At 46.1% G+C, this 22,281-nt stretch carries 15 protein-coding genes; 4 read left to right on the top strand and 11 right to left on the bottom strand.

The annotated features are described in order from the left end of the window. Window positions 1–6: 6 nt before the first annotated feature. From AC59JT_RS17555 to AC59JT_RS17540, 4 genes are all read right to left on the bottom strand, one after another. Window positions 7–1,857, bottom strand: a complete 1,851-nt coding sequence (locus tag AC59JT_RS17555) for a glycoside hydrolase family 2 protein (protein ID WP_497401406.1) — start codon at window positions 1,855–1,857, stop codon at window positions 7–9. Window positions 1,858–1,954: 97 nt separating this feature from the next. Beyond that, complete coding sequence (locus tag AC59JT_RS17550) at window positions 1,955–2,671, bottom strand: DUF3823 domain-containing protein (RefSeq protein WP_497401404.1); 717 nt, start codon at window positions 2,669–2,671, stop codon at window positions 1,955–1,957. A gap of 25 nt (window positions 2,672–2,696) precedes the next feature. Then, complete coding sequence (locus AC59JT_RS17545; protein ID WP_497401402.1) at window positions 2,697–4,637, bottom strand: RagB/SusD family nutrient uptake outer membrane protein; 1,941 nt, start codon at window positions 4,635–4,637, stop codon at window positions 2,697–2,699. 26 nt (window positions 4,638–4,663) lie between these two features. Next, a complete protein-coding gene (locus AC59JT_RS17540) occupies window positions 4,664–7,864 on the bottom strand; it encodes a SusC/RagA family TonB-linked outer membrane protein (RefSeq protein WP_497401399.1) in 3,201 nt (1,066 codons plus the stop codon). A gap of 265 nt (window positions 7,865–8,129) precedes the next feature. Here AC59JT_RS17540 and AC59JT_RS17535 point away from each other — a divergent pair, with 265 nt between their 5' ends. The 3 genes from AC59JT_RS17535 to AC59JT_RS17525 are packed head-to-tail and all read left to right on the top strand — an operon-like array spanning window position 8,130 to window position 12,530. Then, a complete protein-coding gene (locus tag AC59JT_RS17535; protein ID WP_497401396.1) occupies window positions 8,130–9,791 on the top strand; it encodes a sulfatase family protein in 1,662 nt (553 codons plus the stop codon). A gap of 12 nt (window positions 9,792–9,803) precedes the next feature. After that, window positions 9,804–10,949: a family 43 glycosylhydrolase gene (locus tag AC59JT_RS17530; RefSeq protein ID WP_497401394.1), complete on the top strand. Its 1,146-nt coding sequence runs from the start codon at window positions 9,804–9,806 to the stop codon at window positions 10,947–10,949. Window positions 10,950–11,003: 54 nt separating this feature from the next. Next, window positions 11,004–12,530 carry a family 43 glycosylhydrolase gene (locus tag AC59JT_RS17525; RefSeq protein ID WP_497401392.1) on the top strand — a complete coding sequence of 509 codons (1,527 nt, stop codon included), beginning with the start codon at window positions 11,004–11,006 and terminating at the stop codon, window positions 12,528–12,530. Window positions 12,531–12,536: 6 nt separating this feature from the next. On the opposite strand, the gene AC59JT_RS17520 is transcribed toward AC59JT_RS17525, so the two are convergent. Beyond that, window positions 12,537–12,878: a TfoX/Sxy family protein gene (locus AC59JT_RS17520; RefSeq protein WP_497401390.1), complete on the bottom strand. Its 342-nt coding sequence runs from the start codon at window positions 12,876–12,878 to the stop codon at window positions 12,537–12,539. Window positions 12,879–12,883: 5 nt separating this feature from the next. Beyond that, window positions 12,884–13,864 (bottom strand): family 43 glycosylhydrolase, encoded by a 981-nt coding sequence (locus AC59JT_RS17515; RefSeq protein ID WP_497401388.1) that lies wholly within the window; start codon window positions 13,862–13,864, stop codon window positions 12,884–12,886. A 202-nt stretch (window positions 13,865–14,066) separates the two neighbouring features. Between AC59JT_RS17515 and hisS the strand changes: the two genes are divergently transcribed. Further along, on the top strand, window positions 14,067–15,443 hold the full coding sequence (gene hisS, locus AC59JT_RS17510; RefSeq protein ID WP_497401386.1) for a histidine--tRNA ligase: 1,377 nt from the start codon (window positions 14,067–14,069) through the stop codon (window positions 15,441–15,443). Window positions 15,444–15,596: 153 nt separating this feature from the next. On the opposite strand, the gene AC59JT_RS17505 is transcribed toward hisS, so the two are convergent. The 5 genes from AC59JT_RS17505 to AC59JT_RS17485 form a co-directional block, all read right to left on the bottom strand. Next, entirely contained in the window at window positions 15,597–16,589 is a 993-nt protein-coding gene (locus tag AC59JT_RS17505) for a glycoside hydrolase family 43 protein (RefSeq protein WP_497401384.1), read from the bottom strand. Between the two features lie 22 nt (window positions 16,590–16,611). Further along, a complete protein-coding gene (locus tag AC59JT_RS17500) occupies window positions 16,612–17,853 on the bottom strand; it encodes a DEAD/DEAH box helicase (RefSeq protein WP_497401380.1) in 1,242 nt (413 codons plus the stop codon). Between the two features lie 214 nt (window positions 17,854–18,067). After that, entirely contained in the window at window positions 18,068–19,879 is a 1,812-nt protein-coding gene (locus AC59JT_RS17495) for a sialidase family protein (RefSeq protein WP_497401376.1), read from the bottom strand. Between the two features lie 8 nt (window positions 19,880–19,887). Then, window positions 19,888–20,898 (bottom strand): D-2-hydroxyacid dehydrogenase, encoded by a 1,011-nt coding sequence (locus AC59JT_RS17490; protein WP_497401374.1) that lies wholly within the window; start codon window positions 20,896–20,898, stop codon window positions 19,888–19,890. 3 nt (window positions 20,899–20,901) lie between these two features. Then, window positions 20,902–22,143, bottom strand: coding sequence for a mandelate racemase/muconate lactonizing enzyme family protein (locus AC59JT_RS17485; RefSeq protein WP_497401372.1), 1,242 nt, complete (start codon window positions 22,141–22,143; stop codon window positions 20,902–20,904). Window positions 22,144–22,281 lie beyond the last annotated feature (138 nt).

The raw sequence follows: 22,281 nt of genomic DNA, 5'->3' as shown, positions 1-22,281 counted from the left end.
AAGTTATTACTTCACCAAAGATGGATTATAAAGTTTCATGTGGGCCTTTTTTAAACCTTCAACCGGCATTTTAAATACTTTACGATCGTAAGTTAAAAAGCCGTTTACTTCACCTTCAACATCGGTTGTTTGAGTATAAACCGCGGCTGATAAACCTACCTTGATCAGCTCTTCTAATCTGTTTACAAACGTGTTGTAACGTGCAAACATCTCATCGCCGTTTTGGAAGGTTTGATAACCCCAAACACGTTTACTCTCCCAGGTATGATCCTTAATTGGCCAGCCTAAGCCACCAAACTCGCCCAATACAACGGCTTTGGTTTTGCCAAAAATTTCGGGGCGAGGCATTGCCGGTTGCGGATAGTTATGCAGATCGACCATATCGCCGGTGTCAAAAAAGTTGCCACCGCTGGCGCTGTTTACCAGGCGTGACGGATCTTTCTTTTTGGTCCACTCGGTTATCTCAACCGTTTTAAACTGGCCCCAGGCTTCGTTAAATGGTGTCCAGATTACGATGCATGGGTAGTTATGTAGGTGATCCATAATGGCATTCCACTCTTTGCGGTAGTAGCCTTCTGATTGGGGCGTACGATCTTTATCAGTAGCTTTATCTAATACGCCCGGACGGTTCTCCCAACGGTTACCCAAGTCGCCGCTAGGCATATCCTGCCATAGCAGCATACCCACTTTATCGCAATAAGTGTAGTAGCGCGCTGGTTCAACCTTAATGTGCTTACGTATCATGTTAAAGCCCATTTTTTTAAGCTCGTCGATATCAAATAGCATTGCTTCTTCGGTTGGCGGGGTGTATAAACCATCCGGCCACCAGCCCTGATCAAGCGGGCCGTATTGAAACACAAACTTGTTGTTTAATAACATGCGTTGTATGCCGTTAGCATCAGGGCCTAATGATATTTTGCGCATAGCGAAATAGCTTTTCACCGCATCAATCTGTTTACCATTACGTAAAACGGCAACCTGCAGATCATACAGGAATGGGCTATCAGGCGACCATAGTTTTTGATTGTCAATGGTCAATGCAGCGGTTTCGCCGGCACCGATAGTTTTTTCGGCAACTTTGGTTGTGCCATCCCATGCGGTAATTTTTACCTGATCGCCGGCCTGCGCGCCAATAACGTTTGCCGATACGCTGATGGTTTTGGTATCAATATCAGGTGTTTGTTTGGTTGATGCAATGTAGGTACTGTTTACACCCTCAAGCCAAACGGTTTGCCATATCCCGGTAACGGGGGTATACCAAATACCGTTAGGCCTTTTAACCTGTTTGCCGCGTGGCTGCGGGCCATCATCGGTTGGGTCCCAAACGCGTATTTTAATATCAGCCTTGTTAGCATCTTTTAAGGCCGAGGTTATATCAAACGAAAACGGATCAAACCCGCCCTCATGTGTACCTACGCTTTGGCCATTCACCCACACTTCGGTACGCCAGTCAACAGCGCCAAAGTGCAGCAGGGTACGCTTGCCTTTTACGGCTTTGTTTACCGCAATGGTATTTTTATACCAAAGCACACTGTCTTTACCAACAGTTTTGCCTACGCCTGATATGGCTGACTCTACAGCAAATGGCACCAGGATCTTACCCTGCCATGCTTTAGGCTCGGCCTGATCTTTCGGGGTGATTGCGTAGTTCCAAAGGCCATTTAAGTTTTGCCAGTTGTTGGTGCGTGTTAACTGCGGTCGCGGGTATTCCTGCAGCGGCCCGTTAGGGTTTACCTTTTCGGCCCAGGGGGTGGTAATCTTGTCGGTTAATAATTTCCATTGGCTGTTTTGCGCCTGCACGGTAAGTGTGCTTAATAAGGCCAAACAACCCAAGGTTAGTTTAGTTGTTGTTTTCATATATACACGGGATTTAAAAATGGATCATATAACAGAAAAGAAAGGCCACTTTTTACGGTGGCCTTTCTTTTACTTTAAAAACTAGCTTGTGTTTCTGTTAGAAAGTTAGCTTTCTAACTGGTGAATAATACCAGTCTTCAACACCTGATATCCTTACGCCAATACGTGCAAACACGTAGTTTTGTGAAGGTACAAAAGCAGGCATAGTAGCAGTCATTGTAATGCCTGTTAAACTAACAGGTAACGCACCGCCCGCTATCTGTTGGTTAGCAACACTTTCGCCCGCACCGTTAGATACGTGGTTGGTTTTGTTGATAAACAAAGCAACGGTTTGGATGTTCTTAGCCAAAGCCGGATCTGTAATAACCTTTTCGATATCGAAATTGGCTGTTACTACACGAGTGGTACCATTTACAGATGTTTTAAGCTGCCTAACCATGTAGTAAGGTTGAACCTCAATATTTACGGTTTGGTCGCCTGCTAAATTGATCCTTACGGTATCTCTTCCTACGGCCAGTTCTTTCCATCTGAATGGTCCCTGGTTAGCCTGTATGGTAAATTTATAATTACCATCAAAGGTTACTACAGAGTAATTTCCATCGTCGTTAAAAGTACCCCCAATTGGAGTTGTGAACGCATAGCCAGGCTGGTATAATTGAAAAGGCACCTGGTTGTATTCAACGCCAACCGAGTCGCCGTTGTAAATAAGCCTGCCTTTTAGGGTAGAGCCCGGTGCCTTGTAATTATCTTTTTTACATGATACTGCAGCAATTACAATCGCCAATAATATCAGATAATTAAATTTTATATTCATGATGTTAATTTTTTAAATATTTCCCTTATTGGTTTGGTTGTCTTAAAAGTTTAGGGTTATTACCAAGTATGGCATCGCTAATTTGCGAATAATAATTTCCTAAACGAAACTGTAGTACACCGACAGCCGGAGAAGGTACAACTTCCTTAAATATCCATTTACCGTTTGTTGCAGGATTAGCCGGGCTATATACTTTATAAGGCCATAAACCCCATTGTTTAGTATTACGGTGAGTAGCGCTAAGCAAGTTAGTTGTTAAATCAGCAAGCGTTTCGTTTTGACCATCCCAAACCTGGGTAGCAATTCTCCAACGTTTGTAATCAAACAGGTTCAAACCTTCAAAGCAAAGCTCAACACGGCGCTCATGCACAATGCGGTCAAAATAGTTGGCTGCACTTAAAACCAATGGAATATTCAGACCTGCACGGGCACGTACCTGGTTAATATAGCCAGAAGCTAATGGATATTGACCAAGTTCGGCAGCAGCTTCAGCAGCGTTTAACAACACTTCCGAGTAGCGGTAACGAATAAATGGAATATCACTACCCTGACCACGACGACCTGTACCTACGCTTGGATCTAACCACTTGCGGATATAAAAGCCTGTTTGAGTACGGTATTGTAAGCCGTTGATCGGTCCATCTCTGCCTACCACCTGTACAAGTGGCGTAGTAGTACCTGGCAAAGGTTTAGTATTTCCGGATATATCACTGGTAGTGATGGTACCTTGCTCAAATGTAAAGTTTGCGGGGCTGGCATTAGGTGTCCAATAACCTGCCCATATATCATTTGGTGCAGTTTTCCATACCGCGCCCGGTATTAATACAGTGCCTTGTAAACGTGCGTCTCTGCCCGCAAATATATCTGCCGGAGTGTCATAGTACGCTGGAGCGCCTGTAAGATCCCTGGTAACAAACGGAGCTAAAGTATTGTCCAGTTTCTCAAAAGACTGTACAAGGTTTAACGTAGGGTTTAAACGGCCTGCGTCATCAATCTCCTCACCATTTGAGTAAGGCTGATCGTTGGTTGTAAAGCCGTGTACTTTACCAGCAAACGCTTTAAAGTCCTCCATGTAGATCACCTCGTTATTGGTTGAACTTTTGTCGGTAAATACACCGGCATAGTTATCAGACAGGTTTGGCGATAATTGATACAGCTTATATGTACCATAGGTACCTCCAATTAACAACTGGGCACTTGCTAAAGCTTTGGTAAAATAACCATTTGCCATACCTGAAGGGATACCAACCACATCGCCAGGCAATGTTACTGTTGGTGTATTTACACCGTATTTGGCTATAGAGCCTGCGTATAAAGCTGCTCTTGTACCCATTGCAAGGGCGGCACCTGCAGTTGCGCGGCTTTTTGTAGTTGGAAGTTTTGGCAGTATGTCTTTAAGCGCATCGCACTCGCTGATCACAAAATCATATACTTCCGACTCTTTATTACGCGGAAACTGTACTGCCGAAACAGAGCCACTTTCGTACACAATTGATTTGGTAATAATTGGTACACCGCCCATTCTTTTGGCCAGCTCAAAGTATTGTGCTGCACGTAAAAAACGAGCTTCGCCTTGAAAACGAGCCTTCTCGGCTGCTGTTAAACCAGTTGATCCGGCAATACGCTCCAGGAATAAATTCAGCTCGCGGATGTAGGTATAATCCCAGTTGTTCCATTGGTCATAAGGCCAGGTGGTACGGCCTTGTGTAATGTGGCCATTCTGAGATGCAAACGACTCGCCGAAATCGGTAAAGCTTTCCCAGTTATTGTCAAGACCAGAAAAATCAACCTGTGCGTTATAAAGTCTGCCTATAGCCGCTAATGTTAGCGCCGGGTCATTAAATTCTATCTGTGAGTCAATAATACCAATTGGTACTACTGCATCCAAAAACTCGCTGTCTTTTTTACAAGAGCCGGCACCTAATAAGCATGCAGCGAGTGTTGTAAATAATATTTTCTTTTTCATTTTTTGATAATTTATGCCTTAACTAATTAAAAAACCAAATTCACACCTATGTTAACAACTTTGGTTTGCGGCACTTGCTGGCCGTTTGAATCTGTTGCCTCAGGGTCTATGTTTAATGATTTAAGGTTGTCAAACGATACTAAGTTATAACCGTTAACATAAAATCTTGCTTTTCTGATCTTAGCAAACGATAAAACTGATTGTGGTAAGGTATAAGATAACTCGATAGTACGTGCTCTGATATAAAATACATCATGGCCGTAGAATGAGTTATTGTTAAACTTAAAGTTGCTATCGCCACTTAAGTTTGCAGCTGTGTTAAACCTTAAAGCAGGGTATTTACCCGGAACCCATGGGCTGTTTATATCAGTTGGGTTCTCACGGTGCCATCTGTCTCTGAAAATTACGTTTAAGTTACCATTGTTGGTAAACGGAACCTGGGCTTCGTTTGTTTGGTAGTAACCATAACCTGAACCGCCAGAGAAGTCAGCATTGAACGTGAAGTTTTTGTAAGATGCGCCGAAGGTGAAGCCAAAGTTAACCATTGGGGTACCATTGGTAAAACCAATAGGGCGTTGGTCATTGGCGTCAATCCTACCGTCGTTGTTAACGTCTTTGTACATCAAATCACCTGGCAACATAGTAGTGTTACCTCTGCCGTCGATATTAACCGGCCAGTTGTTGATCTGATCCTGTGATGTAAACTGACCATCAACTAAATAACCAAACTGGATATTTTGATACCTGTTGGTAGTTGAGTTACGGTACTCATCCAATGAGTTAGCAAAACGTGGGTTAAAGTTATATAGTGTTTGACCACGTGTGTAGCTGATGTTACCACCAACATTGTAGCTTACTTCGCCTATACGGTTGTTGTAGTTTAATGAAAACTCACCACCAAAACGTGCATCGCTGTTTAAGTTTTCCTGAGATGCGGTGTAACCTAACTCGTTAGGAATAGCAACGTCTGTACGGTTTGCCAATAGGCCGGTACGTTTTCTGTAGAAGTAGTCAACAACACCGCTTAAGTGGCTATCAAACATAGTGAAGTCGATACCGATATCGCTTTGTAAGCTTTTTGACCATGATATAAGTGGTGATGCCAAACCTTTATCTCTGGCTACGATAATGGCCGAACCATCAAGAACGGCTATACCCTGACCTGTACCGTAGTTGTAACCCGGTAAGTAAAGGAATGCAGCACCGTTATCCTGGCCGGTTATACCGTAAGATGCTCTCAGTTTCAAATCGTTAAGGACAGATTTGTCGCCTAACAGATTTTTCATCCAAGGCTCTTCGGTAATTCTCCAACCTACTGATCCACCTGGGAAGTAACCTGTACGGTAACCCGGAGCATATAAGTAAGACTGGTCACGTCTGCCTAAAAACTCTGCATAATATTTGTTAGCGAAGTTATATTGGAAACGTAAAGCATAACCTATACGTGCCTGGTTTGACTCGGCATCATCATACTGGTCCATTGTTGGGAAATAAAACAATGGCAGGTTGTTTGAAATTGGAACCGAGTGTAAGGTAACGTTAAGGTTTTTAATGGTATAACGCTCGTTTACTAAGAATGCGTTAATTGAGTGCTTACCAAAAGTGTTGGCGTAAGCTAACTGTATTTGTTGTGTAGTGTTAAATACTTTATTGTGCTTACGTTGTCTGTATGGGTTTTGGCTACCACCAAACCAGGTATAAGTATCAGTAGTAGGGTTGTAAGTATACGTTTTGAACGTAAACTCAAAGTTATCCATCAAGTTATCGGCAAAGTAATAGTTATACAAGCCACTCAAGGTTAAACCTTTAATGCCCGGTATTTTGTAATCTACTTTAAAAGTAGGGGTAACTATACGCCAGGTATCTTTACGGTGACCAGCCCATCTGTTTTGCAGGTAAGCATAGTTAGAGTTGTTATGGCCAATGTCGTTCAGATAATCAGGGTTATCATTAGCATACGGTCTTTCTAATGGCGAGTTTCGTAGCAATGCATAACGGGCCTGGTCATAGTCATCCTCGTTTGGTACACCTGGGTTATCTCTGGCTTCGATACGACCGTTAAGGATGATACCTACGCTTAAGCCTGTAGCCAGTTTGGTAGTTACATTTGACTGTAAGTTTTGACGTTGGAACTGGTACTCTTTACCTAAGGTTGATTCCTGGTAAATACTACTTCCTGATACGTAGTAGTTAACGCGGTCATTACCACCCTGAATGTTTAAGTTAACAAAGTTTTGAGGGCGGTTGGCGTTACGCTCAACAATAAAGTCATACCAGTCAAAGCTTCTGTGAGCGGCGTCAGCCACAGTTCTGAACTTTTCTACCTCTGCTGCAGAATAAGGCAATGTGCCGGTAGGGTTTGCGTTAAAAGCAGCTTCGTTTCTGAAATTCACATACTCTAATGATGTTTGAATTGCTTTAGGGAAACGATAGAAGTTTTGCCAGCCCAGGTATGCATCGGCAGTAACACGGCTTTCACCTGTACCTTTTTTAGTGGTTACCACCACAACGCCGTTTGATGCACGTACACCGTAAATAGCTGCCGATCCGTCTTTCAGGATAGAGATACTCTCAATGTCATTAGGTGCGATGTTGTTAAACTGACCCTCATCTGTTTGCACACCATCAATTACGAATAGCGGTGAGCCCAAACCACGAATCTGGATAGCAGCACTTGAACCCGGACGACCGTCAGAAGCTTTAAAAGTAATACCAGGTAATTTACCCGCCAAAGCCCTACTTGCAGTAGCCGCACCGTGTACACGGTCAAGCTCTTTACTGGTGGTTGACGAAATCGCACTGGTAATTGATTCTTTCTTCTGAGTACCGTAACCGGTTACAACAACCTCTTTCAAATCGGTAGCACCTGATGATACCAGGTCGACACGAATGTTGGTTAGATTTTTAACCGCTACTTCTTTAGTTAAGAAGCCTACATAGCTAAATACTAAAGTACTGTTAGGTGCAGCATTAATGGTGAATTTACCATTAACATCTGTTTGAGTTCCTGTGCTGGTTCCTTTAACCAAAACACTAACGCCTATCAGCGCCTCGCCAGAGGAACTGTAAACATCACCGGTTACCCGGCTTTGTGCAAACACAGTAGAAGAAAATAAAAAGCAAAGAGCAAAAAGCATTGAAATGATTTTTTTTGTTTGCTTTTGGGGAGATAGCCGCATATCCATGCAGGCGTACTTCTCCCTGTCGGGAAGTAAACTTTTTTTCATATATGGTTTATTAAGTTGGTTAATTACAAAGTAAGGGGGTAATGCCCTTTTGGTTGTTGACGAAATGTATCAATAACATAACAATTTATATCAATTTTGCCCTTTTATAGGCTTAAAAGCCCATTTTAGGCCCAAATGGCAAAAAAAATATTTAGCGTAACGTATATTTGGTTTGCTTTGATTTTGGTAGCAAATAATTGCGTTTTGATGCAATGTAGGCGGGTAAAATCAAGCTATTTGTCATTATAACCAACCATTATAAACTATGTTAAAAGCACATGTACGCATTGCATTGGCATGCATGCTCATTATTTCGGCCGGTATGTTTGGATTTGTAAAAACAGACACCCCTGGTAAATCCAAAGCAAAAAGCGCCCAGTCAAAACCATTGAATATTGTATTGGTTATTGTTGATCAATATCGTGCCGACGCTACTAAGCTTAACGGGTTTAAACTAAACACCTCGCCGTTTTTAGATAGCCTGGCCCAAACCGGCACCTGGTTTAACAAAGCTTATTGTGCATCACCTGCCTGCGTACCCAGCCGCACATCTATGATGACAGGCAGGTTCCCGAGCGCTACGCATGCACGTACTAATTTTAATATAGCTGATACTTATTATGATAAAGACCTGCTTGATGTATTAAAATCAAAAAACTATACCACGGCTCTTATCGGCAAAAACCACACTTACCTAACACCAAAAATGTTTGACTACTGGCATGGCTTTGATCACCTGGGCGAACCCGATGCTAAAACTGCCGAAGAAAAGGCCATGAATGACTACCTGAAAACCACAAACTTTTACATGGATGCCAAGCCGGCCCCTTTCCCAGCCAGTATGCAACAGCCTGTACGTATTGTTAAAACAGGGGAGCAGTGGTTAACCAAATTGAAGAATGATGGTAATACCAAACCGTTCTTCTTATATATGTCTATACCCGAACCGCATAACCCTTACCAGGTATCAGAGCCTTATTACTCTATGTTCCCGGCCAACAGCCTGCCCCCTTATAAAGCCAACAAAGAATCGTTAGTCGGCAAAGGCAATAAATGGCTGGTAGAGCGTAAAATATTAAAGCTTGGCTATGGCGATTATGATAAACAGGTGGCCCGCATACGTAGTAATTATTATGGCATGATGCGTTTGATAGATGATCAGATGAAGGAATTCATATCGTACCTTAAACGTAATGACCTTTATGATAACACGGTATTCATTTTCGTGGCCGACCATGGCGACTATGTAGGCCAGTATGGTTTAATTAAAAAAGGTGTAGAAACACCGGAATGCCTTTCGCGCATCCCGATGATATGGCATGGCCCCGGCATTGTTAAAAACAAACTGCCGCACAGCGCCCACGTAAGTAATGTAGATATTATGCCAACTATATGCACCATGATTGGTGCACCCATACCCGATGGGGTACAGGGCCGCAGCATGTGGCCGTTGTTAACCGGCAAACCTTATCCCGCCAGGGAATTTGAAAGTATGGTAGTACAGCATGGCTACGGCGGCCTGCACTTTACTAATTTGGAAGAATACGACCCTTACACCCAGGACGGCACCCTTACCAAGGGGCGCACCGAGGCCGACGAGCTAAACACCTGGACCCAAAGCGGCAGCATGCGCATGCTGCGCAAATCAAACTGGAAATTGATCTATGATATGCAGGGCGCGGGCCAGCTTTATAATTTATCAACCGATCCCGAGGAGTTGACCAACCTTTTCGGCAACGCTAAATACCTGGCTAAACAGGATGAGCTATTACGCGACCTGCTAACCTGGGATCTGCGCACGCAGGACCCTTTGCCTATGCCACGCGCCAACGGCAAGCGCCAATATGGCAAAAAACGCGATCCGCTTAACTACTGGACGCCTTATGAGAACGAACCTGCCCAAAACATCAAAAAGAATTTAAACTAATAATAAGCGATAATGCTAAAGAAAACATTAACGGCCGTATTGCTTTGCGCGGCCCTGCTCCTAACCGTAAAAGCGCAAACCCCAACCGGGTTTAGCGACCCTGTAGCGCCAGTGGGCAATAAGGATTTGACGATGCCTTCAACTGTAAAACCCATACTTAACGAGTGGATCCGTGATGCATTTGTAATGTACGGCCCCGATGGCAATTACTACTTAACCGGCACTACCGCTACGCCGGGCCGCAATTTCCCGAAGGGACAACCGCATTGCTGGGATTATAACGACGGCATATATATGTGGCGATCAAAAGACATGAAAAACTGGAAGCCGATGGGCCGTATATGGTCGTTTGATAAGGACGCTGCCGACTGGCAAAAAAAGGGCAAACCCGTTAAACCGGGCGCAACCTCTGTAAACGGCGACCCTTTAGACTCGCTATACCGCGCTTTGTGGGCGCCCGAGATCCATTACATTAAATCGCAAAAGAAATGGATGATCATTGCCTGCTTAAACGGTAGTGGCGGTTCGTTTGTGTTAGAAAGTACCAGCGGCAAGCCCGAAGGTCCGTACAAAAACATTGAAGGCAACAGCACCGGCCCCATCTTCCCTAATATTGATGCCAGCTTGTTCGAGGATGACAATAAAGATGTGTACATAGTCGGCCACAATCACTTTATCGCCAAAATGAAAAAGGACCTGTCGGGATTGGAAGAACCATTTAAACGTCTGCAGGAAACGCCTTACGACCCGGAGCCTTATATAGAAGGTGTATACATGACCAAGCACAACGGCAAGTATCAATTATTGCAAACCGTATGGTCATTACCAAAAGATGACGGAACCTACACCTTTGTAATGCACAACCCACCGGTGGACAATAAGAAGGTGCACAGCTATGATGTAGTGGTATCTGAAGCGGACAGCCCTTATGGCCCATTCGGCAAACGCTACCCCGCCATTATGGAAGGCGGCCATAATAATATATTTGCCGATGCTAAAGGCGGTTTATGGTCTACAACATTTTTTAATCCGCGTGGCGTGATGGGCCGTGCCTATAAAGTTACCGCCAGGCCTGCCGTAATACCGGTAAAATGGGTTAACGGAAAATTAATGCCCGATGCCGAACGCGCCAAACAATTTTATGCCGATATTAGGTGACAAATTTTTGCACAAACAATAACAGCATATTAACATTCCCAATTGTTTAACACTATGTTTAATATTAAAAGTATAGTACTAACCGTTTGCCTTGCGGTATTTGCTGCAGGTTTGGTTTCGGCACAAAAAACGCCTTCAAGCGAACTACAACGCCTGGTTATTGCCGGCGATTTTCCTGATCCGTCAATCATACGCGTAGGCGATACCTATTACTCTACCGCCTCGGCATCCGAGTGGGGACCGATATTCGCGTTAGCAAAATCAACCAACCTTACCGATTGGAGCATTGTAAAATATGCTATGCCTACCCGCCCCAAATGGTCAACATCAAACTATTGGGCACCCGAGTTATATCACGACGGTAAAAAGTTCTTTATATACTACACCGGCCGTATTGAAGGCGGTCCGCTTTGTTTAAGTGTGGCCACAGCCGATAAAGCCGAAGGCCCGTGGACAGACCACGGCCCCGTAATGTGCCAAACCGCCGGATCTATTGATGCTACCTGCATACAGGATGATAACGGTGACAAATATTTAGTGTGGAAAGAGGACGGTAACAGCGTACGCAAACCAACACCTATATGGTGCCAAAAGCTATCAAAAAGCGGCATCACACCAATAGGCGATAAGTTTGAACTTTTCCGTAACGACACCCCATGGGAGCGCAATCTGGTTGAAGGCCCCTTCATTATGAAAAAAGGCGAGTACTTTTATTGCTTCTATGCAGGCGCGGGATGCTGCGGCACCGGTTGTGATTACGCGGTAGGTGTTGCTCGTTCAAAATCAATAACCGGTAAGTGGGAAAAATTTGGCAAAAACCCCATACTGGCAGGCAACGATGTATGGAAATGCCCGGGCCACGGCACCGTGGTAAGCGATACCAAAGGCAACGACTTTTTTATGTACCATGCCTACAGCACCGAAAGCGGTGTTTATGTTGGTCGCCAGGCTTTGATAAGCCAGATAGAGTGGAACAAAGACGGCTGGCCTGAAATTAAAGAGGATGCCGACATCCTGCACGCTCCCGGCACACCTAATCTAAACTTTACCGACGATTTTACTACGCTGGCTACCAGCTGGCGCTGGCCGGTTGAGTTTGAGCCGAGTTATAAAGCTGCCAACGGCATGCTTGCCCTAACCGCTATGCCCCAAACTGAAGCCAACCCAACCGGCGCTGTATTGGCGCAAGGCACGCTATCATACAATTACGTAGCCGTGGCAGGCGTAAAAGCCACCCCGGGCGTAGCATCAGGCTTAAGTACTTTTGGCGATGTTAATAATGCCATCGGCTTATCAATTGATAAAGGAAATTTAGTGTTATGGAAAGTGCAGCGTAAAAAGCGCACCATCCTTACCCAAATTAAGGCACCTGCGGCAAGCCTGCTACAGTTTAAAGTAACCGTACAACAGGGCCGCTACCTGCAATATGCCTACAGCACCGACGGCCGTAACTGGAAAAGCATTGGCGAAACTTTGGACGGCACCTTTCTGCCGCCATGGGATCGTGGTGTACGCGTAGCACTGGTAGCGCAGGGTAAAGGCACCGGCTATTTTGATTGGCTTAGGATCAGGAAAATATAAGAGGATTTATTTCTTCTTTCTAGATGATTTGGCGCTGGGGTTATACGCCAGCGCCAAATCTATCCACTCATTAAAATCGGCTTGTTTTTGTATGCCTGTTTCATCAATAATTACGTAGCCCTTCATAGGTTTGCCGGTCATATCCATCTGGCGACATCCCGGCTTTTCAACCAGTTCATCCATTTGGGCAGGGTCAATACGGCACATCAGCTCGTTACGCACTATACCAACGCACATCTTGTCGTTATACATTACCACCCAACCACCCATCATGGCTTTTTCTTTCACGTTGTCCAGGTCGGCAAAGCGTTCGCGGATGCGATTGGCCAGTTCTTCGCTGTAGGGCATGGCGCTTACTTCTTAGGTGGCCCATCGGTCATTACAACCGGCTGGATAGTGCCATCAGCATTGTAGGTTATCTTTTCAATAGCCGTTACTCGTGATCCGCGGAAAGGACCTTTTTCAGCCGTAGTATCCCAACGGTGATAAAACAGGTACCATTGTTTAGTATTTTCATTATAAACAAACGTATGGTGGCCAGGGCCTTTGTGGGTAGCATCGCTCACCAACCAGGCACCTTTGTAATCCCAGGGACCAACAGGCGTTTTGGAAGTTGCATAATGAATAGAATAAGTAGCATCATTATAACGGCCATGGCTGTACGAAAAGTAGTAGATGCCATTGCGCTCGTGCATGAAAGACCCTTCGGTAAACTGTGGCGGTTGTTCTACCTGTATTTCTTTCTCTATCTCTATCATATTAGGCTTCAGCTCAAACACACGCAGCACCGAGCCTGCGCTGCCACCACAATACATATATGCTTTTTTCGATTTTGGGTCTACATACACCATCGGGTCAATAGCCTCAAAACCTTTGTAGCCGGTTAACAATGGCTTGCCCGAATCCACAAACCCGCTATATGGCGAATCGCTTACAGCAACACCTATCCTGCTTGGCGTAGGCGTTTGCGGCCCAACCGAGTAATACAAATAAAATTTCCCTTTATAAGGCAGCACATCGGGCGCCCAAAGACTATGGTTGCGGGCACTGTCATCGCGGATCCATTTTATATCGTTCATATTGATCAGCGTACCGCGCATGGTCCATGTATTCAGGTCTTTTGACGAATAGGCCAGGAATCGGTCGGCGCGACGGTAAATCCCGGTATCGCCGCCATTGGTGGGGTATATCCAGTATTCTTTTTTAAAGTAATTGGCATCCGGGTCGGCACCTTTTATAACAGGGTTATTTTGGGCGGAGGCAGTGCCGCATAATAATGCTAATGCAAGCGCCGATAAAGCGGCGGCTAGTTTTATATAGTTATAGAGGGTCATCGGTGTTGGTTTTGTGAGATTGAAATTGAGGTTTTTCTGTTAATTATCCTAATTGGGAGGGATTTGTGGCAATATTGATACAAATAGGCAGCCAGTCGTCCGAGCAGGGTCTCTCGATAGAGGCGCTGCGATCGATGACAGCATACGCAGGGTCCCTTATCAGGAGACCCTGCTGAGACATTAATTTTTGTACATTTGCCGCATGGCCGCTATCAAACCATCTGTACCCAAAGGAACCCGCGATTTTTCGCCTGCCGAAATGGTGAAACGCAACTTTATTTTCGATACCATTAAAGCTGTTTTCCGCAAATATGGCTACCAGCAAATAGAAACACCTTCCATGGAAAACTTATCAACCCTAACCGGCAAATACGGCGATGAGGGCGATAAGCTGATGTTTAAGATATTGAATAGCGGCGACTACCTGCTAAAAGCCGATGCTGAAAAATTAGCAAATAAAGACTCTAACAGATTAGTTTCTGAGATCTCCGAAAAAGCCCTCCGCTACGATCTAACCGTGCCTTTCGCGCGTTATGTAGTGCAGCATCAAAACGATATTACTTTCCCATTTAAGCGCTTCCAGGTGCAGCCGGTATGGCGCGCCGACAGGCCACAAAAGGGCCGTTACCGCGAGTTTTTTCAGTGCGATGCAGATGTGGTAGGTTCTGATTCGTTATTGAACGAGGCCGAGTTTATCGCTATCTACGACGAAGCACTAAGCAGTCTTGGTTTGCTTGATTTCACTATTAAAATAAACAACCGCAAAATCCTATCCGGCATAGCCGAAGTAATTGGCAAAGCCGATAATATTATCGACCTAACCGTTGCCATTGATAAGCTGGACAAGATCGGTTTAGATGGCGTAGAGAAAGAACTGCTTGAAAAAGGCTTCACCGGAGTTGATATAGAAAAGCTGAAACCCGTTATCTTACTGGAAGGCAGCAACACAGCCAAGCTGGAAAGCCTGCGCAAAGCCCTGGCCACGTCAGCCATCGGTTTAAAAGGTTGCGAAGAAATTGAAGAAGTACTGCGCTATGTAAGCAACTTTAAACTGCAACGCGCCACTATTGAGCTGGATATTACCCTGGCCCGCGGCCTGAACTACTACACCGGCGCCATCTTCGAAGTAAAAACCAACGAGGTAGCTATGGGCAGCATCGGCGGCGGCGGTCGTTATGACGATCTGACCGGCATGTTTGGCTTGAAAGGTTTGACCGGCGCGGGTATCTCTTTCGGTGCCGATAGGATCTATGATGTAATGGAAGAGCTTAAACTTTTCCCCGAAAACGCTAATCAAACCACACAGGTATTGATCATTTGCTTTGATAAAGACGGCGAGTTTTACGCCCTCCCCCTGCTGCAACAACTCCGCGCAGGCGGCATCAACACCGAGCTTTATCCGGCAGGCGCCAAGATCAAAAAGCAAATGGATTACGCCAATAACAAAAACATCCCATACACGGTATTAATTGGCAGCGACGAAATGCAAAGTGGTTTGCTGACGGTAAAAGATATGGCATCAGGCACGCAGGAGAAATTGGCGGCGGCGGAGATATTAGCGAAGTTGGTGGGAAAGTAATCCACCCAGCACGTCATGGCGAGCGTTAGCGTGGCCATCCCCGAATGATAGGTAAGCGCAAGACCGGTCGCAAGGGGATCACTACGGTCGTTCCTCCCTCGTGATGACGGACTTGACATAAAACAAAAAAGGGGCTTATCGCCCCTTTCTCATTTATTTAATCTTCCTGGCAGTAACACCTTCATTGGTGATCTTCACCGGCTGTATAGTGCCATCCTCGTTAAAATAGATCTTATCAATACAGGTTACACGGTGGTTACCATCTTTCTCGGTAAGCGGGCGACGGTGGTAAACAATATACCACTCATCAGTTCCCGGGATGTTGATCATCGAGTGGTGACCTGCACCGGTAGCGATGGTTGGGTCTTGTTTTAATACCACGTCAAGGCGTTTAAAGGGCCCCATTGGGCTATCGGCAATGCCGTAAGCTACGCGATAGTTGGGGCCGGTCCAGCCACCTTCGCTCCACATCATGTAGTATTTGCCTTTGCGTTTAAACATTACCGGGCCTTCTACGTAGCCTTCCGGAGTAATTGATTTAAAGGTTTCGCCATCGGCAAAAGTTTCCAAACCGGTAAAATCTTTCTTCAACTTCGCGATGTTGCAATGTCTCCAGCCGCCGTAAATAATATACCATTGGCCGTCGGTATCCTGGTAAACAAACTGATCTATAGGTTGCGCACCGTTAACAAATTTATCGATCAATGGCTTACCCAACAGGTCTTTGAAAGGGCCTTCGGGTTTATCAGCAACAGCTACGCCTATGCCGCCTAACTGCTCGTTATTCTGGATATCATTAGCGCCAAAGAACAGGTAATATTTTTTACCGTTTTTAACTACAGCCGGTGCCCATAAAGCCATTTTCAGCCATTTTACACCAGTGCTGTCAATCACATTTTCGTGTTTGGTCCAGTTCACCAGGTCTTTTGATGAAAAGGCATCCATGTGCATTTGTTGCTTGTACGGGGCCGAATAGGTTGGGTATATCCAGTATTCTTTACCGAAGATCTGTGCTTCCGGGTCGGCGTACCAGCCCTGGGCTATCGGGTTGCCTGAGGTTTTTTTGGCGGCATCCTGCGCGAAAGACACGCCCGCAAATGCCACAACCAGTGCAGCACTTAGTTTAAGGGTTAATTTAATATTCATAATCTAAATTTTGTACGCCCTGCTAGCTGGCAGAAGGCTTATTAGGTTTATTTTTATTGAAAACGCGTTTTTTACCGCGGTTATTATTTCGGTTCCTGTTTGGTTTGCCTTCGTGGCTCGACCTTACTTCGGCAATGCTCAGCAAGTGCTCGGGTAATGGGTGCTCTGTTATCTTGCGGTCCATTAGCTCTTCGATGCTTTTTAGCCGGCGTTCATCACGATGGTTAACAAAGGTAATTGCCGTACCGGTAGTGGCCGCGCGGGCAGTACGGCCGATCCTGTGGATATAATCCTCGGCATCGCCGGGCACGTCATAGTTCACTACCAAATCTATCCCTTCCACATCGATACCGCGCGAAAGTGCATCAGTACCAATAATAACGGGCAGCTGTTTATTTTTAAAGCGCAGCAGAATTTCCTCGCGCTCTTTTTGTTCCAGGTCTGAGTGGAAAGCCTCGGCATGTAACTTGGCGGTTCTGAATTCTTTGTAAAGCGATTTCACAATTTCCTTCCGCGACGCGAAAACAATAGTGCTTAAATAATTGCCCTCTTTAAGTAAATGCATTAACAACGGCGTTTTTTGCGCATCATGTGCGCGATAGATCTGCTGATCGATACCTACAGCGGGCTGCGATATCGCGATATTGATCTGCTCTGGATTGTTCAGCACCGATTTAGCCAGGTTACGTATTCTACCCGGCATCGTGGCCGAAAACAGCAAAGTTTGGCGCTCTTTAGGCAAGTAGCTAATGATGCGCATAATATCGTCAGAGAAACCCATATCCAACATACGGTCGGCCTCATCCAATATCAAATGCGTTACTTTATTCAGCTTTAACACCCCCGACTGCAAGTGCGCTATTAAGCGCCCCGGAGTGGCTATAATGATGTTCACGTTGTTTTGAATACCACGGCGCTGCTGCTCGTATACGTGCCCGTCGCCACCACCAAATACAGCTATGGAGCTGATGCCGGTGAAGTAGCCTAAGCCTTCCACCTGCTGGTCTATTTGTTGTGCAAGTTCGCGGGTTGGCGTTAGTATCAGGGTGCTGGTGTGGTTTTGCTCTTCGCGGCCCAATATTTCCAGTGTTGGCAATAAAAAGGCGGCGGTTTTACCTGTACCGGTCTGGGCACAGGCTATTACATCCCTACCTTCTAAAATCAGGGGAATAGCCATGCCTTGTATCGGCGTTGGCGTAGTATAGCCCATGCTATCTATCCCCTCGGTAAGTTGTTCGTTAAAATTAAAATCCTTAAAAGTCACTTATCTTTTTTATATGAGTTGCAAGATAGTGTTTTTTGGGGATTAGTTTGTTGGGGGAGATTATAGCAACATAATTAAGATATCATTTCGAAGGAGCAAGCATCGGCTGTGCGCGGCCGCGACTGAGAAATCCTATACACCATGCACGCATAGCAAGTTGTATAAGATTTCTCCCGTTGGTCGAAATGACATCCTTTTTATAATGGCTACCTGCTTATTTCGCCTTCTTAAACTGTCCCGGATCCCATGTCGTACTCGCCAGATAATACTTACCAAACAGGTTAAAATAATATACTGTAAGCACCTTACCATCTTTCATTTGGATAGACTCGGGGTAACCTTCGTCCCAGTTTATAAAATCGCTGCGTAGCTGGATCTCGTTCTTCACGTCGAAGGTTTTACCGTTATCATAGCTGAAACAGGCGCGGATACCACCCGGCTCGGTGTGGCGGCCCGGGCCTTCGCGCAGGCTGTAGGTGGCCAGTATGCGGCCATCCGCCAGTTGCATCAAATCAACCGGGTGACCAACCAAATCTGTCTGATATACCGGAACCCAGGTTTTACCGCTATCGTCCGAATACGTCATCCAGATATAATTTTCGTTACCATGATTACGCATGGCGGCAATTAATCTACCGGTTTTGGTGCGAACAAGCCCCGGCTCCATAAAGCCATCGTGCACGCCGCCCGGGTCAGAAGCTATGGTAGATACGTATTTCCAGCTGCGGCCCTTATCGGTAGAACGCAGCAGCACCGAGCCACGGTTCTTAGCATCGCCGTCAATACCGTAACCTATCACTCCCATAATTACCGAACCATCGGGCATTTCAATAGGCGCGTCGGTAGGGCCTTCTAAACCTTTAAAAGGCATTCCCGCCAGGTCAATAAAATCGGGCTTCGACCAGGTTTTACCGTTATCGGTAGAGCGTACAATATGTGCACCTAAACGTGAATGACCTTCAATAACAGGCAGCTTACCTTTACCCGTCCAGTTATAGGTGCCATCCACCGTATAATTGCCATTGTAAAAAACGCCTACGATGATGGTACCGTCTTTCAATTGTATACCGCAGCCTTCGCGTTCGTCCAGGTCCTTAATGGCCGTGATCCAGGTTTTATCGCCCCAGGTTTTGCCGCCGTCTTTGGAGCGCAGCGCGAATACATCGCCATCATTAGCAAAGTGCTCGGTGCCCTCGCGCGCCATGATCAGCAATTCGCCGTTTTGCAGCCGGATCAGGTCGGCGGGGTGCAGGTGGCGGTAGCCGTTGGTGTAAATAATGTTATGCTCAAACTTATCGCCGCCCAGCATTTTTCCGTATAATTTGGTGGCCAGTATATTGGTTTGCTCATTCAGGTTATTAATGTCCCGGCGCATGGCATCTATCTGGTTCTGCATGCTGGCATCACTTGACGGCTGCCAAACATCTTTATAATCTTTCACCATAAACCAGCCGTTGTGCCAGCGTTCAAAAGGCATAAGCTCCACCTCTATTAAAGCAGGTTTACCGGCTTCAACCGCCGAAGCAGGTACGCTTAATTGAAAAATGCCATTATTACCATTCAGATCAAACTCGCGGTGTGCGCTGGTGTATGGAAACTCCACGCGTTTGGCGATGTATTTCAGTGAGTATTCGCCTTCCTTCCAGGTATAATCGCGCATGCGACCAATGGTAAACGTAAGCGCATATTGCCCGTTAACCTTTACCTTTACCTGCGGACCAACCGTAATTTCAGCCGGCAAAGCAGGCGTAGCGGCAACAAAGGCAAATGTGGTAGCTTTTTTAGCAGGCACCGCAGCCGTTTTCCACGACAATACGTTTTTTTCCATTTGGCCCTTTGCCCACCAGCCCGCGGTCATGTAACCGTATGACATACCGCGATAATCGCGTATTTTATTGAGGTTGTTAGAGCGATTGGCACCATAGTGAAATGCTACGGTATCGTAACCTTCCACCCGCTGGGTTTCCTGCGCCAGCGATTGTAGGGTGATGGCCATAAAGGCAATAAGTAAAAGTTTCTTTTTCATATGGGGGATTATGCTAGTTCTTTGGGTGATAGTTGATTTAATAATGGCTGATGGTTCAGCAAGCGTTCTATGTTTTGGACGAAGATGTCCCAGCAGCGCGCCAAAAAAGCCGGGCTCAGGCTTGAGCCGGATATGTGCGGTGTCATGATGACGTTAGGCAACTGCCAAAGCGGATGGCCAGGCGGCATGGGGTAATAATAATGCGTATCTAAAGCAGCACCGGCAATGCGTTTGTTCTCTAAAGCGTCAATCAACGCATCCTCCTGTATCAGCGGACCGCGGGCCGGGTTTAAAATAAAGGCCGATGGTTTCAGCATTTCCAGTTCGGCTTTGCCAATGATGCCTTCATTATCCGGCGTTTGCGGCATGGCGACGATCAGGAAATCAAGCCCCTTTAAAAATTCTTCCTTTTGCTCCATCAGGAAAACCTTGTCAGGCAATAAGCCCTCGGCATCGCCGGTACCGGCAACGCTGTAGATATCCTTACGGGCTTTAACTCCGTTACGCGTTAACACATGCACCTGCATGCCCATGTTTTTTACCAGACGAGCGGTTTCACGGCCTATGCCGCCATAACCCCAGATACCCACCACGCTGCCACGGATCTCGCGCTGAAAGCGAGCCGACCTGTCCCATACTTCGTTATCCTGGTTATGAAAAAGACCACGCATATCCCGCGCAATGTTTACCATCATGGCCACGTTCCATTCGGCAATAGGCACATCAAATACGCCCAAGGAATTGCTGCAACTCACCTTACGTTTAGGAAAACCCTTGCCAATTAATTGGGTGAACCCAGCCGAGCTGATCTGGATGAATTTCAAATCGTCCATTTGCTGATAGTTCTCTGGCGGAAAGGTGCAGAAAAGCGCGTCTGCATCTTTGATGAGGGTTTCATCCAAAGTCCGGACTTTTTCTTCGGGCTGATCAACCAGTTTTACATTTACGCCGGGCAAGGCTTTCAATCTTTCAAGCGCCGGGGCGTAAACGGGCATATCTATCAATATATTCATGGCCATGAGCTATCGGGTTAAAACTTTGCCGGTTACACTGTTAAACTCGCCGGTACCACGTTCAAAGGGAAAGCGCTTAATGGTGGCCTCGGTTAATTCAATGCCCAGACCTGGCTTTTCGGGCGGAAGGATATAGCCGTCTTTGATTTGCAAACTTTCCCCTATCAATTCACTATGCAGCGGACCGTAAGCCGGGGCAACTTCCAGTATTTTGGTATTAGGGCAGGCAAAGCCCGCGTGGATGTTCTGCATTTGCGATGCGCCTGCCCCCCAGGCATGCGGCGCTATTTGCCGCCCGCTTTGGTGCAGGCTTGCGGCTACCTGCATAAATTGGTCAAGTCCGGCTGTAAACGAGGCATCGGGCTGGCCTATGTGGAAGCTATTTTTTTCAATAAAGGTCTGCCACTCGCAAACGGCAGTTAGGCATTCGCCTCCGGCTATTGGCGTGCTAGTTTCAAGGCACAGTTGCGCGTACAGGTCGGGGCGGGTATAGTGCAGAGGTTCTTCGAAGAAAGTAAGATCGTAAGGCTCCAAAGCTTTAGCTACGGCGGTGGCGGTTTCCAGTCCCCAGGTAGTTACGGCGCTGTTACCCATGTGGGCGTCAAACATCAGCCAAAAATTGTTACCAAACTGCTGGCGGATAAACGCCGCTTTGCTGCCTTCCATATCAGCCGCGGCTGACGGATCGGAAGGAATAATAAAACCTTTGTCTTTATAAAATTCGCCCGCGCCAACTTTAACGCCGTTAAAGCCCAGCGACATGTAAAATTCAACTTTGCCGGCCAGGTGTTCCTTAGGGTAATTGCTCGGCCCGCCGGTAGCGTAGGCGGGTAATTTGGCGTGATTGATAGTTTGGCCAAATTCATTGGCCCATTTGTCTTGCAGTAACTGCCAAACCGGTTTGTTTTCCTGTTTGCCTTTCAAGTCCCACAGTGCGGCCTCGATACCGCAAAGCACAATGGCACCCAGACCAACACGGCACCAAAAGTTACCGCAGTGGTACATACGTGCCCACAAAGCCGGGATATCATCAACAGTTTGCCCAATCAGTATCGGCTTAAAAAATTCTACAATTTCGGGAACCCCTTCGGGGAAGAAATAGCCGGCGTAGGTTTCGCCAACACCGGTTATGCCGGCATCAGTTTTAATTACGATAAAGGCAGCGCTGCGCACTTGGCGGGCTTCGGAAAGATAGGGGTCGCTGGTACATGGCCCCGTTAGTAAAACGGTTTCAACGTTGGTGATCTTCATTTGGCTTGGGCCATAACTATTAAGCTATATGCCTAAACCAAAGCTAGCTAGCTAAAACAAGCACAACTAATACGATATTTTTGATTGACGGTATTTTTATTTTGAAGTGGGTGGTGTTTGATGAAATTACTATCAGGA

Source organism: Mucilaginibacter sp. A3364, assembly GCF_059690715.1.
This window is presented reverse-complemented; position numbering and strand designations above follow the sequence as displayed.